This window comes from Actinoplanes sp. NPDC023801 (genome assembly GCF_040639655.1).
GTDB lineage: Bacteria > Actinomycetota > Actinomycetes > Mycobacteriales > Micromonosporaceae > Actinoplanes.
On sequence record NZ_JBFAAI010000057.1, the window covers coordinates 1 to 14,286 of the forward strand.

10 protein-coding genes and 3 tRNA genes are annotated in these 14,286 nt (G+C 67.0%); 6 read left to right on the top strand and 7 right to left on the bottom strand.

Going from position 1 to position 14,286, the window contains the following annotated elements:
• Positions 1-1,432: 1,432 nt before the first annotated feature.
• Positions 1,433-2,536, top strand: a complete 1,104-nt coding sequence (locus AB0G04_RS43630) for a hypothetical protein (protein ID WP_360996486.1) — start codon at positions 1,433-1,435, stop codon at positions 2,534-2,536.
• Positions 2,529-2,816, top strand: coding sequence for a hypothetical protein (locus AB0G04_RS43635; RefSeq protein ID WP_360996489.1), 288 nt, complete (start codon positions 2,529-2,531; stop codon positions 2,814-2,816). The genes AB0G04_RS43630 and AB0G04_RS43635 overlap by 8 nt, the downstream gene beginning before the upstream one ends.
• Positions 2,817-4,249: 1,433 nt before the next feature.
• Here the strand turns inward: AB0G04_RS43635 and AB0G04_RS43640 are convergent.
• The 7 genes from AB0G04_RS43640 to AB0G04_RS43670 all read right to left on the bottom strand — a co-directional run bounded on the left by AB0G04_RS43640 (position 4,250) and on the right by AB0G04_RS43670 (position 8,946).
• Positions 4,250-4,326: transfer RNA gene (locus tag AB0G04_RS43640), tRNA-Phe, on the bottom strand.
• A 13-nt stretch (positions 4,327-4,339) separates the two neighbouring features.
• A tRNA-Asp gene (locus AB0G04_RS43645) sits at positions 4,340-4,413 on the bottom strand.
• A gap of 57 nt (positions 4,414-4,470) precedes the next feature.
• Positions 4,471-4,543: transfer RNA gene (locus AB0G04_RS43650), tRNA-Glu, on the bottom strand.
• 169 nt (positions 4,544-4,712) lie between these two features.
• Positions 4,713-5,747, bottom strand: coding sequence for a MerR family transcriptional regulator (locus AB0G04_RS43655; RefSeq protein ID WP_360996492.1), 1,035 nt, complete (start codon positions 5,745-5,747; stop codon positions 4,713-4,715).
• On the bottom strand, positions 5,737-6,399 hold the full coding sequence (gene idi / locus AB0G04_RS43660) for an isopentenyl-diphosphate Delta-isomerase (protein WP_360996495.1): 663 nt from the start codon (positions 6,397-6,399) through the stop codon (positions 5,737-5,739). The genes AB0G04_RS43655 and idi overlap by 11 nt, the downstream gene beginning before the upstream one ends.
• The gene (crtI, locus tag AB0G04_RS43665) at positions 6,396-7,877 is read right to left on the bottom strand and encodes a phytoene desaturase family protein (RefSeq protein WP_360996498.1); all 1,482 of its coding nucleotides are present in this window, start codon (positions 7,875-7,877) and stop codon (positions 6,396-6,398) included. Before crtI ends, idi begins: the two co-directional genes overlap by 4 nt.
• Positions 7,878-7,902: 25 nt before the next feature.
• The gene (locus AB0G04_RS43670; protein WP_360996511.1) at positions 7,903-8,946 is read right to left on the bottom strand and encodes a polyprenyl synthetase family protein; all 1,044 of its coding nucleotides are present in this window, start codon (positions 8,944-8,946) and stop codon (positions 7,903-7,905) included.
• Between the two features lie 114 nt (positions 8,947-9,060).
• On the opposite strand from AB0G04_RS43670, the gene AB0G04_RS43675 reads away from it, so the two are divergent.
• From AB0G04_RS43675 to AB0G04_RS43690, 4 genes are all read left to right on the top strand, one after another.
• Positions 9,061-9,948: a phytoene/squalene synthase family protein gene (locus AB0G04_RS43675; RefSeq protein ID WP_360996500.1), complete on the top strand. Its 888-nt coding sequence runs from the start codon at positions 9,061-9,063 to the stop codon at positions 9,946-9,948.
• The gene (locus AB0G04_RS43680; RefSeq protein WP_360996503.1) at positions 9,948-11,270 is read left to right on the top strand and encodes a deoxyribodipyrimidine photo-lyase; all 1,323 of its coding nucleotides are present in this window, start codon (positions 9,948-9,950) and stop codon (positions 11,268-11,270) included. The genes AB0G04_RS43675 and AB0G04_RS43680 overlap by 1 nt, the downstream gene beginning before the upstream one ends.
• Before the next feature lie 208 nt (positions 11,271-11,478).
• Entirely contained in the window at positions 11,479-12,831 is a 1,353-nt protein-coding gene (locus AB0G04_RS43685; RefSeq protein ID WP_360996506.1) for an NAD(P)/FAD-dependent oxidoreductase, read from the top strand.
• 35 nt (positions 12,832-12,866) lie between these two features.
• Positions 12,867-13,724, top strand: a complete 858-nt coding sequence (locus AB0G04_RS43690; protein ID WP_360996508.1) for a Rieske (2Fe-2S) protein — start codon at positions 12,867-12,869, stop codon at positions 13,722-13,724.
• Positions 13,725-14,286: the final 562 nt, after the last annotated feature.

The window sequence follows — 14,286 nt, forward strand, 5'->3', positions numbered from 1 at the left end:
CTTCGCCACCGCGGAAGTATCCACGGTGTCCGTCATGACAGTCATCAGGTGCGTCTCCTTGATCAGGAGTTACACCGTTGTTCTTACAGTCCCGCCGCCGTGGATGAGGATGCTGAGCATGGCAAAGATGTTGTGATCAAAACGAGGTGACATCTTGTCCGGCCGAAAGCCGACGGCTGCGGCTTCGATGATCCGGTAGCCGTGGCTGTCCATATGTCTGCTCGACTCCATGACGACGCCAAGCAGGTCCGGAGAAGCCGAAAATCGCGAATCCAGTCGAGGGCAAGCTCGATCGGCAACTCGCCATGATCGCTTATCAGTTCAAACTCGATTCCAATGCCCGGCGGCGGTAGTGATCCGCCGATGAGGAACATGCGCGCCCGGTCGCTCCCGACCCGGGTGATACCGCCAAGATGTGAGTACGGAGCCGGCGGTGCCAGTATCAACGGCGCCGCCTGGCGCAACAGCAACGCGAAGAGGTGCTCCGCCGGATCCGCAGTCATCGCTGCTCCCGAAGTTTGAAGCCCGCTGGGGCGTGGATCGCTGTCAGGCTAGGTGGCTGGTGTTAAACGCGGGTTGATCAGAGTTTCTGATCGACCCGCGTCGGTCTTTGTGGGCTGGGCTGATGCCGGTGAGAGACAGCGGCGGCCGTCGATCTGAACAGTGCCTGGTGGAGGTGGTTCTCGGCCGGTCAGGTGAGGGCCCATCCTTGGGGTTGGTGGGTGAGTCCGAGGGTGGCGAGTCGGGCGAGGTTGGTGGCGGCTGCCAGGAGTGAGGTCAAAGACGGCGACTTCGACCAGTAGCCGTTGACTGCGATCGCCAGCCTGTGGGCTTCGCAATGGTGAGCTGATGCGCGTGATTTCGCGGAGCGAGGTGTCAGTGACCGATTGCTTCATGACAACCCGTCATGGGTCCAGGTCGCGGACCGGATCGGCAAACCACCCGTGTTGGCGCTGTACGTCGAGCGACGGTGGCCGGTTCAACCGGATGTCCAGCCTGCAGCACAACCCCCAAAACGTCGTTGAGGGATTAAAGCGATCTTTGTCTATTGCTACCGTTCGCCTATGTCGAGGAAGAAGAGCAGAGGTGCCAGCAGGAGGCGGCAAGGCACGCCCGAAGAGCGCGAGCAAGTTCAGCACGACCTGCGCCTGTCAGTCCTACGGTTCCAAGATTCGGCGTACTGGAACCTACGGACGCGCATTGCGAACCTGAGCATCTTCTTCGGCTTTATCGCCGTCATGTTTATCGCTTGGGGGCAATCGGGAGGCGCACGGTTGGTCCCGACACTGGCTCTTGCGGTCGGGGGCATCTTGGGCGCCGGCGTCTACTTCACTCGGTCACACCCCCGGCTAACCATGTGGTTATTGATACCTGCCATCGCGATGACCATCGGAGGACTCATCGGCATCGCTGCTGTAGCGGGGAGCGACTAGTGGAACTCCTCATGGTTGAGCCGTCGACCCTTGTCTCGTTCGCTGCGCAGATTGAGCGTGCGAGCGACGACGTAAAGACGGTAAAAGACTACATTGCCAAGAACTCCCAGAACGGAATCGGCGGTGAGTTCTTCAGCATCGCGGCTGAGGGTCATCAGCATGCGATGCAGCAGGTTCAAGTAACGCTGAGCCGTGTCATCCACGTGCTCGATCAATCCGCGCCGGAACTCCGCAGTGCCGCTACATATTATGGGACGACCACCCTAGAGGCAGCACGTCAAATTGATAGCGCTTTACCTGAAGGACTCAAGCAGTGTCCCACGATTCTTGAGTACGAGATCTCGAATAACCCGTGCAAATATCTCCCGTTCGATGACTCTCGCGGACCGGAGCAGTACCTAAAACCGCCAGACGATGCCGAAAATCCACCTAATAAGGCCGGGATCTTCGAGTACATCAGCCCGTCGGCGTGGATCCTGAAGGGCTTGGAGATCATCGTCGGGCGTGATCCGGTCACCGAGACTCAGACCAAGATGTTCGGTGACTGGGAGGCTATCGGACGCATGATCTCCGTCATGAACAACGCCAGTCTCGCGATGCACGATATCGCCATTAACGTCCAGTCGGGAGCCACGGCTCTCCCAGGACTCTGGCAGGGCAACGCGGGTGATACGGCGTACCAGTACTTCACTGACCTGGCGACCGCCATCGACGAGCTGCGGCCGGCTTTCGCTGCCATCGCCGAGGAGTACCGGATCATGACGGACGCCGTATGGGCTGCTGGCGATGCCCTCGGCGGCGTCATCAAGGCCATGTGCGACGCAGCCCTGCTCGCTAGTGCCGCCGCGGTTGGAGGAAGTGCAACCTCATGGACCGGAGGCGGAGCAGCGATCGGATACGGAATCGCTGCGATCGCCGCAACCGACGTCCTCCTTCTTTGGGGACAGGCGATGGCCCTATTCCAAAATGTCAACGGTGTCGTTCTAGCTTTCCGGTCCGCGATGAACCGGAGCGTTAGTGATCTGGCTGCAGTGCAACTGCCCGCCATCGGTGGCGGGTCTGGTTATGACCACCCGCTTGCTGGGCAGGCCAACCATGTTTGACGAGTATCTTGAAATAGCGAATGGGGACGTCCAGATAGCGAACGCACTTTATCGGATCATGGAAGACCTGGCCGCTAACGGAACCGGCATGATTCAAGAGATGGCACAGGATGTAGTCGAGGGCGGATCCCTGCGGGCGGCTTTCTTCAGCGGCATCTATGCCGAGGACATCGAAGGGCCATTCCAGAATTTCTGGAAGGCTTATCAAGAGATGCCGGCCGAGGAGCGTTTAGAAGTTCAAACACAAACCAGGGAATACTTGAATACCCAAGGTGGGTAACTTTCTGGCGCATAACTGCAGGCGGCGACGCGACGCGTGAATGAGGCGCACGCCGCCGGACCCCTCACCGACTCGCCGTGTGGGGAAGAGCCCATTGATGGTGCCTTAGCTGTCAAGGCGGGGTTCACTGTTCCTTCTTCACCTCACTAATCACTCGTGCAGCGTGCCAGAATACAAGTGAGCTGGCCATAATCACGACACCAAAGACAAAGGTAGCCCATAGAGGGATTGGCTCGAAGTAGTTCGTTCCCGTGAAATTTGATGCCGTAAATGCGGCACCGCCAAGAGACAGGACTGCCTCGTCGAGTGAAGGAGAGACAACCGTCAGATGGGGAATAGCTTGCGCAGCCTCTACTGACGCCTGCGCCAGATCTGAGCCCGATCAGCGGGTCGCCCGCGGGGGAGTAGGGGGGAGCTGCGGGAACTTGACGTGCGTTTGGGCTGGTAATGCATCCGCGGCTGAAGGACTACGGGCGAGTGTCGTCCTGGCAGTGTGGGAGTCTCTTGCCCCGCGTCGACTCTCGTACACGCTCCGCGCCGCGAATACTGCCGAATAGGCCTGTTTAGCATCAAGGCGCCGCGCAAGCGCGGCGCGGCCGGCCGCGCTCGGCCTGCTGGCGGGCTCCGCCCGGCATCGGTTGGCGCACCGGCCAGGACGCTGATTGTCAGATCAAGCTGCGACGGTGAACAGCTTCGGCGGACTATCGCCAGCTCTCGCGATCGTCGCCGCACGACCAAGGGCGTCACGGTCGGGGTCTCGGCTGAAGTGTGGATTGTTGGGTGCCCGAAGCGCAGTCGGTCAGCGCCTGGCGGTCAACGGCGATCCATGATCGCTGCCTCAAGTCGAAGTCCCACTCCGACAGCTACGAGCAGCCCTGCGATGGCATATAGCCCGAACGGTGTGCCGGAGCTGTAGATGGTGCCCAGCAGGACGACCGCCAACGCCAAGCTGAGGGCAGCATTGCCGCAGAAGCGCGCAACGTTCGCTCGTGCCGTCCGCACGTCCATATCCACAGCCTATGACTAGGGCAGCAAGCAGATCATGCGAAGAATCGGCTTACCTCGCCGGTGCAGTCCTAGCGGTTGACCCGGCATTGCCGTAACACGTCGACTCTGGGTTTGCTCGGGTCCCGCTGAAGCTTCTGCCGCGCCGCTTCGCAGCTTGCCACCGGAAGAGGTGGTGCGGCGGTGCGATGGTTCATGGTGATGTGTCGGGTGTCACTTATAGACGCCAGGTACATGGCCGCCAGACGCCGGATTGGAGGCGATCGGCGTGCACCGAACGTGCCATTTGGGATGGCGATCATGGGGAATCCGGGGGGGTACCAGAGGTCAACTTTGAGGAGCTGAAAGGAGCCAAAACTGGCCCGGACAGCAAAACGTCCACCGTGCGTTTCCGCAGGTGGACGGTGCTCAGAGCCCGGCGAGAGGCCTGGTGGCCAGGGGCGGGGTCGAACCGCCGACCTTCCGATTTTCAGTCGGACGCTCGTACCAACTGAGCTACCTGGCCGTGAACTTACTTGCGGTCCTGACGGGACTTGAACCCGCGACCTCCGCCTTGACAGGGCGGCGAGCACTCCAACTGCTCCACAGGACCTTGCTTTGTAACCGTCTTGCTTGGCTTGCCAGTGGCTTGCGACCACTAACTTACCAGTACCCCCAACGGGATTCGAACCCGTGCTACCGCCTTGAAAGGGCGGCGTCCTAGGCCACTAGACGATGAGGGCAACTCCACTATCATTGCACATCGCGCTGGTTGCGCGATCGGCAACGCTTGGTGGTTGTGGCCCCAACCGCGCCCCCCGCTTGAGGCATGCAAAGCATATGCGATGCCTGTCCTGATCTTCAAATCGGTATCCCCCTTTCTTGCAACGAGTGCTCTGACCTGCACAAACGTCAGGCGCAAGCGGCCGAGACGATGCGGAGAGCCTCGGCGAGGCCGTTCAGAGGGGTCACCGGAGGGGGTAGAGCGCCCACCGGCCAGCCGGGGCCGGCGGCGGCCACGACCACGGGTGGGTGGGGCAGATCGAGCAGACGTTCCAGCTGGGCCACATCGCCGGTGGACGGAAGTTGCGACCAGAGGACCACCACGGCCGGGCCGGTACGGGCCACAGCGTCCATCAGGGCGCGGGGCGGGACGCGGGCACCCAGCAGGCGGCTCGGGACCCCGTTCTCGGCCAGCGCGGCCGCCAGGGCCTCCAGCGGCAGCGTGTGCTGCTCCTCGTCGGTGGCGGCCAGCAGAGCCCGTGGGGTGATGTCGCGGGGTGGCCGTGGCACTGTGCTGAGCACTTCGGTGATCGACCTCGAGAGCAGATGCTCGACCTCGACGAACCGTTCGGTGACCTCGTAGCGTTCGCCGATGCCGATCAGCACCGGCATCATCACCTTGGTCCAGGCCGCGAGCACACCACGGTGAGTGATCGCGGATTCGAGGATGTAGCGCATCGCGGGGGCGTCCAGGCGCATCGCGGCACGCGCCAGGCCCCGGGCCGCCGGATCTGCCCGTGGGCCGAGCGCGATGGTCTGCCCACCTCCGGCGGGTGCGTCACCGAAGTAAGAACCCGGGGGCGCGTCATCGAAGTAGGAGCCGGCGGGGGAATCGGCCGGAGCGTCACCGAAGAGCGGGAGCGAGTCCGGAGGAACCGGCGGGTCCGGGGGCGCGGCCGGATCCGGTGTGGTGAGCGCGTCGGGCGACGTGACAGAGGGTGAGCGCCGGGCCCAGGCAGCAGCCTCGGCCGGCGACACGCCCTGCGCGGTGAGCCGCTGCATGACCTGCAGGCGGACCATGTCCTCGACGGTGTACCGCCGATGGTGTCCGGGCTCGTGCCGGCTCGGGCCGAGTCCGTACCGCTGGTGCCAGGTACGCAGCGTGGTCACCGCGACGCCGAGGCGACGCGCGGCCGCTCCGGCGCTCAGGCCGTCATTTGCCACCCGACCGCTCCGGTGCGGACGGAACGGGTGCGGGCGAGTTTCCGGCGGCCACGGGGTGCTGGTCCAGGTGGGCGGCGAGCCGGCGGGTCACCCCTTCGAGCCATGGGGCGTACGCCGCGGGCGAGGCATCCAGATCGGCGAGCAGATCAGGGACCGTCACCCATCGCAGCTCGGCCACCTCGGCCGGGTCGGGCCGCATCTCGGTGCCGTCCGGCAGGTCGCCGAGGAGGACGTGGTCGTACTCGCGCTCGACGCGCCCGGTGGCCGGGTCCTCGGCGTAGTACACGTAGACGCCGACTTCACGCAGAGTCACCGCTTCGACGCCGATCTCCTCGGCCACCCGGCGTCCCGCCGAGACGGTGACGGGCTCGCCGGGGGCCGGATGTCCGCAGCAGGTGTTGCCCCAGCGCAGCGGGAACCGCGTCTTCACCGCGGCTCGCTGCTGGATCAGCACCCGTCCGGCGGGGTCGCGCAGGAACACCGAGAACGCGCGGTGCAGCATCCCGGGTACCTCGTGTGCGTCGAGCACGGTGGCAGTCCCGATGGATCCGCCGCGGTCGTCGACGAGGTCGACGAGGTCGGCCTCGCGGGAGGCGGGCCGGGAGCCGGTCGAGACGGCCGGGCCGGGCGGAGAGGACTGACGGGCGGTCATGCGCGGCCTCCGGTGATGCGGGTGGCGGCGAGTTTGCCGGAGATCAGCACCATCGGCACGCCCACCCCGGGCTGGGTGCCGGAGCCGGTGAAGACCACGTTCGGCAGGGTCGGGTGCAGGTTGGACGGCCGGAACGGTCCGGTCTGGGTGAACGAGTGCGCGGCCGCGAACGGTGTACCGGCGGCCATGCCGTCGTCGGCCCAGTCGGCCGGGGTGATGATCCGCTGCACCTCGACGCCGTCGCGGAACCCGATGTAGCCCCGGCCTTCGAGGACGCGCAGGAGCTCGTCGGCGTAGCGCTTGTCCATGCCGCCGCGCCAGTCGATTGGCCCGGACTCGAGGTTCGGCGTGGGGGCCAGCACGTAGTAGGTCTGCTGCCCGTCGGGTGCCGCCGTCGGGTCGGTGTGCGTGGGATTCGTCACCAGCAGGGAAGGGTCGCTCATCAGGAGACCCTTGTTGATGATCTCGTCGAAGGTGCCCTTCCACGCCGTACCGAAATGGATGTTGTGGTGGGCGATCTTGGAGTAGGCCTGACTGGACCCGATGTGCAGGACCACGCAGCTCGGCGAGTAGCGAAGCCGCCGGAGGCGCCGAGCCGGCAGGAGATCGCGGTAGGCGACCGGCAGGTCGGGGTTGAGGACGACGACGTCGGCCGGGATGTGCTCGCCGCCCGAGGTGATCACGCCGGTGGCGCGGCCGTTGGCGGTGGTGACCCGCTCGACCGTGGTGTCGTAGAGGAAGGTGACCCCGTGTTTCTCGGCCGCGCCGGCCAGTGCCTTCGGGACGGCGTGCATGCCGCCCTTGGGGAAGTACACGCCGGCGACCGAGTCGAGATACGCGATGACGGCGTAGATGGCGAGCGCGTCGTGCGGGGCCAGGCCCGCGTACATCGCCTGGAAGGAGAAGATCCGCTGCGTACGGGGATCGCGGAAGTACTGGTCGATCTTGGGCTGGAGCCGCCGGAACGCGCCCATGCCGAGCAGCTTGAGCAGGTTGATGTTCATCAGGTCGACCGGGGTGTCGAGGTTCCGGTCGATGAAGTGGTCGCGCTCGAGCTGCCAGAGCTGCCGGGTGAAATCGACGAAGCGCAGGTAGCCGTCGGCCTCGCGGGGGCCGCAGACCTTGGCGATCTCAGCCGCCATCCGGGTGGTGTCGGTACGTACGTCAAGTGTGGAGCCATCCGGGTAGTACGCCCGGTAGGCGGGGTCGAGCGGCGTCAGCTCCAGCCAGTCGCTCAGGTTCTCGCCGACGGCCTCGAGGGGTTCGGCGATCAGTTCGGGCATGGTGAGCACGGTCGGTCCGGTGTCGAACTGGTACCCGCTCAGCGACAGCCGGCCGGCCCGCCCGCCCGGGACGGGTTCGCGTTCGACGACGGTCACCTGCCGTCCGGCAGCGGCAAGGTGCAGGGCACAGGCGAGACCGCCCAGCCCGGCGCCGACGATGACGACCCGATCGGTGGGTCCGGTCACTGTTCGCACGTCACGGCTCCAAAAATAAGAATGATCATGCCGGTCGGTGTGTGGCGGCGGTCGCCAGCTCGATGAGGGCGGCCCGCGCATCGGCCCGGACCGGGGCGCCGGCGATCGCCGCGACGCCCTCGTCGACCCGGGCCCGGATCATGTCCTCGACCTCGGCCGGAGCCCCGGTGGCCGCGATGATCTCGGCCTGCCGCGCGATGTCGGCCACCGCGAGCTCGTCGAGTTGCGCGCCGGTGGCGAGTTGCCGGGCCAGCATGAGCAGGGTAGTGGGTTTGCCGGTACGCAGATCGTCGCCGGCCGGTTTGCCGGTGACTGCCGGGTCGCCGTAGACCCCGAGCAGATCGTCGCGCAACTGGAAGGCCTCGCCGACGGCGAGACCGTAGGTCCGGTACGCGTCCTCGAGCGCCGGGTCGCCGCCGGACGGGGCCAGGGCCAGCCCGAACCCGAGCGGCCACTGGACCGTGTAACTGGCCGTCTTGTGCCGCGCGACGAGCAGGGCGCGCTCCACCGACCAGGCCGACGGATCGGTCTCGCCGAGGACGTCGAGGTACTGCCCGGCAACCGCTTCGACCCGCATCCGGTCGTAGCGGTTGCGAACCTCGAAGAGGGTGGCGGGGGACAGCGCGGTCCGGGCGAGCAGCTGGTCGGCCCAGACCAGGCAGAGGTCGCCGACCAGGATCGCAGCCGAGTCGCCGAACCGTTCGCCGTGCTGGGCGGCGAACAGCCGGTGGGCGGTGGGCCGTCCGCGCCGGGTGGCGGACCGGTCCATCAGATCGTCGTGGACCAGCGCGAACGTATGCATTAGTTCAAGTGCGCCGAGAGCGGGTAAAACGCCCTCGACCGGTTCGGCGGAACCGACGACGCCGCGCCAGCCCCAGAACGCAAAAGTCGGCCTGATCCGTTTGCCACCGGCCATGACCAGGTCACGGGCGGTGCGGGCGAAGCCTCCGAGCGAGGGGTCGACTGCATCGAGAGCAGCTATCTGGACGGCGAGGAAGTCGGCCAGCGTGCCCTCGACGGCGCCGATCAGCGCTCGGTGCGAGACCGGCTGGCGAGGGATCGCTTCCAGGCGATTTCCCTCGAGGGTGTGATTGGCCACGCGGAGTACCGTACCCTAACTTCTTGAAGTTGCGTCGATTCGTGCGTCGATTTTGATTCAGTCGCCTTATCCGGGAGGACCGGGATGGAAACCGATCTGGCAGCGGCCTACGAACGCTGCCGTGAACTGCACCGTGAGCACGGTCGGACGTACTACCTGGCGACCCGGTTGCTACCGGCGTGGAAGAGGCGACATGTCCATGCCCTCTACGGATTCACTCGATATGCGGACGAAATCGTCGACCGGACCGAGTCCCGCCCGTCCGCCGAGCGCGCGGCGATCCTCACCGAGTGGTCCGAACGGTTCCTGGCCGGGCTCCGCGGCGAGCCCGTCGACGACGCTCTGCTCCCGGCGGTCCTGCACACCATCGCGGTGTTCGACCTCGATCTGGAGGATTTCGAGAAGTTCCTGCGCAGCATGACGATGGACCTCACGGTCACCGCCTACCCCACGTACGACGATCTAGTCGAATACATGGATGGCTCCGCTGCCGTGATCGGCACCATGATGCTGCCGATCCTCGGATCCTCGGACCCCGCCGCCGCCCGCGAGCCGGCCCGCCAGCTCGGCTTCGCCTTCCAGCTCACCAACTTCATCCGGGACGTGGCCGAGGACCTCGACCGCGGCCGGATCTACCTGCCCGAGGAACACCTCGCCGAGTTCGGGGTGACCCGGCGCCTCCTCCGGCAGCGCGTCGCCACACCGGCGGTCAAGGAACTGATCAAGTCGGAGGTGGCCCGCGCCCGCGAGCACTACGCCCTCGCCGCTCCCGGAATCCCGCTGCTCGAACCCGCCTCCCAGGCCTGCATGCGTACGGCTTTCCAGCTCTACGGCGGCATCCTCGACGAGATCGAAGCCCTCGACTACGACGTCTTCGGAAGACGCGCCACCGTCCCCAACCGCCGCCGCGCCGCCGTCGCCGTCCGTAGTCTCCTCACACGGCCCGGCACCCCGGTCCAGCTGGCGGCCTGATGGGTACCGCAGTCGTCCTGCTCACCCGGGACCTGCGCGTGCACGACAACCCGGCCCTCGCCGCGGCTTGTGCCGCCGGCCGGGTCGTCCCCCTCTACGTCCTCGACCCCACGCTCGCCGGCATCTCGCCGAACCGGACCCGCTTCCTCCACCAGAGCCTCGCCGACCTGCGCGAACAGCTCCGGCAACGAGGAGGCGACCTGATCGTGCGCAGCGGCGACCCGGTCACCGAGACGATCCGCGCCGCCCGCGACAGCGGCGCCGACAAGGTCCACCTGGCCGCCGACGTCAGCGGTTACGCACGACGGCGTGAACGCCGGCTCGCCGCCGGCTGCGAACAGCACCGGATCGCCCTTGAACTCCACCCCGGTGTCACCGTCGTCGAACCCGGTGCCGTCCGGCCCGGTGGTGGCGGCGACGCCTACCGGGTCTTCACGCCCTACTATCGCGCCTGGTCAGCGGTGACCCGGCGAAAACTGGCGCCGACGCCCGAGCGGCTCACCCTTCCCGGCGGCCTCACCGCGGGCGACCTGCCCGCCCCTCCGGGCGGAGAATCACCCCACGCTGTCGAGGGCGGCGAGAACGCGGGACGCCGGCGGCTCTCCACCTGGTCACGGCAGGACCTCGACGGGTACGCCGACGCGCACGACGACATGGCCGGCGATGCCACGAGCAGGCTCAGCCCGTACCTGCGATGGGGTTGTCTCTCCCCACTCGAGGTGGCCGAAGCAGCCCGCGCACGAAATGCCGACGCCTTCGTCCGCCAGCTCTGCTGGCGCGACTTCTACTACCAGGTGACCCGGGCCTACCCGAAACTCTCCACCCAGGCGCTCCGCCCGGCCGCCGACGGCGACTGGCGCTACGACGACGACGCGCTCCAGCACTGGCAGGACGGACTCACCGGAGTTCCGATCGTCGACGCCGGCATGCGCCAGCTGCGCGAGGAGGGCTGGATGCACAACCGGGCCCGCCTCATCACCGCGGCATTTCTCACCAAACATCTCGGGGTCGACTGGCGCCTCGGCGTCGCCTGGTTCTCCCGCTGGCTGCTCGACGGAGACGTGCCGAACAACTCCGGAAACTGGCAGTGGACCGCGGGGACCGGCAACGACACCCGGCCCTACCGGCGGTTCAACCCGATCCGGCAGGCGCTCCGATTCGACCCGGAAGGCGTGTACGTTCGTCGTTACGTACCCGAGTTGAAGGGGATCGAAGGCGCGGCCGTGCACCAGCCGTGGCGTCTCCCCGAATCAGAATTCCGCGGCCTCGACTACCCCGGACCTCTCGAATCACACCGGGACGAGGCGGTCTGGCTGCGGTGACGGGGCCCGCCGGCGGTTGCGTCCGTCAAACCTTCTTCCGGCGGGTCTTCAAACGAGGCGGCGGCCATGAGGATGGCGAGCGCCAGCCAGCGCTCGCCACCACCCCCTCATGGCCGCCTCTTCCTCGGTACAACCACTTCCGCGACGGTTCTGAATCGGTCGCCTCGCCGCCCACATGAGGAAACCCGTCGGTGGTTAGCTGACACCCATGGGCGACGTGCGGAACGTGGACGTGGTGGTCATCGGGCTGGGCGTGGGCGGTGAGGAAACCGCCGGACGACTGGCCGCGGCCGGACTCGACGTCGTAGGAGTCGAACACAACCTGGTCGGTGGCGAATGCCCGTACTGGGGATGCATCCCGACGAAGATGATGGTCCGCGCCGGCAGCGCCCTCGCGGAGGCCCGGCGCATCCCCGGCCTCGCCGGCACCGCCACCGTGGAACCCGACTGGGCGCCGGTCGCCCGCCGGGTCCGCGACGAGGCCACCGCCGACTGGAACGACAAGGTCGCCGTCGACCGGCTCACCGGCAAAGGCGCGAGATTCGTCCGGGGCCGGGCCACCGTCACCGGTCCCGGCCGCGTCCGGGTCGGCGACGAGATATACGCCGCCTCGCGTGGCCTGGTCATCGCCACCGGAACGGTCGCCGTGATCCCGCCGATCGACGGGCTCGCCGGTACGCCGTACTGGACCAACCGCGAAGCCGTCGAGACCGCCACCCTGCCCGCCTCCCTGATCATCCTCGGCGGCGGCGCGATCGGCTGTGAGTTCGCACAGGTCTTCGCACGCTTCGGAGTCGAGGTCACGATCATCGAGGGGTCCGAGCGGATCCTCGCCATGGAGGAACCCGAGTCCTCCGAGGTGGCGGCCTCAGTGATCGGTGCCACGATCCGAACCGGCGTACGCGCCACGAAGGTCTCCCACGACGGCTCCTTCACCGTCGAACTCTCCGACGGCAGCACCGTCACCGGCGAGAAACTCCTCGTCGCCACCGGCCGCGCAGCCCGCCTCGGCGACCTCGGCCTGGAGACCATCGGGCTCGACCCGTCAGCCCGGTTCGTGAACACCGACGACCGGATGCGGGCCGGCGACCGGGTGTGGGCCGTCGGCGACGTCACCGGCAACGGCAACTTCACCCACATGGCCATGTACGAGGCGGACATAGCGGTCCGCGACATCCTCGGCCAGGGCGGGCCCGGCGCCGACTACCGCGCACGCCCCCGCGTCACCTTCCTCGACCCGGAGATCGGTGCGGTCGGTCTCACCGCCGCACAGGCGTCCGAACAGTTCGAGAACGTCCAGGTCGGTCATGTCCCGCTCGGTTCGACCTCCCGCGGATTCGTCCACGGACCCGGCAACGAGGGCTTCATCAAGGTCGTCGCCGACGCCGGCCGGGGCGTGCTGGTCGGCGCCACCACGGCGGGCCCGGCCGGCGGCGAGATGATCGGAGCACTCGCGGTCGCCGTGCACGCGGAGGTCCCGATCTCGACCCTGCTCAGCCAGATCTGGGCGTACCCGACCTTCCATCGAGGCATTGGGGACGCCCTGAAATCCCTGGCCTGAGGTTTGACCCCGATCCGGGCGGGCACCGGCTCTACATGTTGCGGCAGGTACTCACCCGGATCGAACAGGCGGACGCGCTCGACGGCGCCAGCGACAAACTGCAGGCCGCGGTCACGTCCGCGGTCCGGCCGCGCACCCTGCGCGACCTCCTGCACGGCAGCTGGTTCGGGCACCCACTGCACCCGGTACTCGTCCAAGTCCCGGTCGGCGCCTTCCTCTCCGCCGCGGTCCTCGACCTGCTCCCCGAACGGCCCGCCCGATCCGGTGACCGCGGTTCCACCGCGCTGATCGCCGTCGGACTGGCCGGCGTGATCCCCGCCGCCACGGCCGGGTGGGTCGACTGGTCCGAGATGACCAAGGACCGGCGCCGGGTCGGCCTCGTCCACGCCCTCACCAACCTGGTTGCCACCGGGCTCTACGCCGGCTCGCTCGCGGCGCGGCTCACCGGACGGCAGAAGCAGGGCAAGGCGCTGGCCTTCGCCGGCCTCTCGGTCGCCGGGGCCGGCGCCTTCTTGGGCGGACATCTGTCGTACGCCCAAGGCGGTGGAATCAGCCACGCGGCGCCCGAGGTGGCTCGTGTGCCGGAGGAGTGGACCGTCGCCGGACCGCTGTCCTCACTGCCCGAAGGCAAGCCGGTCGCCCGGACCGTGGGAGACACGGCGGTTCTCCTGTTCCGGCAGGGGGACGAGATCACCGCGCTGATCGACCGGTGCTCGCACGAGGGCGGACCCCTCAGCGAAGGATCGGTGTCGGACGGCTGTGTGGTGTGCCCTTGGCACGGGAGCACGTTCCGGCTCAGCGACGGTGCCGTGGTTCACGGGCCGGCCGGGAACGATCAGCCGGTTCTGCCCGTGCGGATCCGTGACGGGCGGGTTGAGGTTCGCCACCCCTGAGGCGGGGTCCTACCGACTCGCCGCCTCATCGTCGCCGGGCTGCTGGATCTGCCTGCCTCGCTTGCTCTGCTCTGCTTGCTGTTGTCGGCTTCATCGGGCTTCTCGGCGGTCTGCCCGGGGCAGGTCTCTCGCCGGCTTCCGGCAAGGTGTCCCGCTGGCATCGGCAGGGTGTCTCGCTGGCTTCATCCCGGGCGGATGAGTTCCGCGTGGGACCTTCAAGCCGCTGAACTGGGGAAACGACTTAGGGTGACCCCCGATTTGGAGCGCCGGGGACCGGCGGGTAATGTTTTGCGAGCCGACAGGGAAACGGACGAGGCAAACGGAACGAGCTACGGCGAGATCCGGACCGGCCGTCCTGAAGGAACTCCGAATTCAGATCACGGCCTAGCCGTGCGCTGAGCGCGGGGGATTACTAGGGCAGATCGGTGCCAACCGGGAAAACCGGTTGACAACACCGCAAAGGCCTAGTAAAGTAGAGCGAGTGCCCCGGAGGGCGGGCCGCTGATTGGCGGTCTGGTTTGATGGTGTGCGGTTGTTCTTTGAGAACTCAACAGGGTGCTTG

Excerpts from the sequence above, each read along its gene's own strand:
- AB0G04_RS43690 (WP_360996508.1), top strand. The coding sequence starts at position 12,867 with ATGTTGCGGCAGGTACTCACCCGGATCGAACAGGCGGACGCGCTCGAC.
- AB0G04_RS43680 (WP_360996503.1), top strand. The coding sequence starts at position 9,948 with ATGGGTACCGCAGTCGTCCTGCTCACCCGGGACCTGCGCGTGCACGAC.
- AB0G04_RS43635 (WP_360996489.1), top strand. The coding sequence starts at position 2,529 with ATGTTTGACGAGTATCTTGAAATAGCGAATGGGGACGTCCAGATAGCG.
- idi (WP_360996495.1), bottom strand. The coding sequence starts at position 6,399 with ATGACCGCCCGTCAGTCCTCTCCGCCCGGCCCGGCCGTCTCGACCGGC.
- AB0G04_RS43675 (WP_360996500.1), top strand. The coding sequence starts at position 9,061 with ATGGAAACCGATCTGGCAGCGGCCTACGAACGCTGCCGTGAACTGCAC.
- AB0G04_RS43685 (WP_360996506.1), top strand. The coding sequence starts at position 11,479 with ATGGGCGACGTGCGGAACGTGGACGTGGTGGTCATCGGGCTGGGCGTG.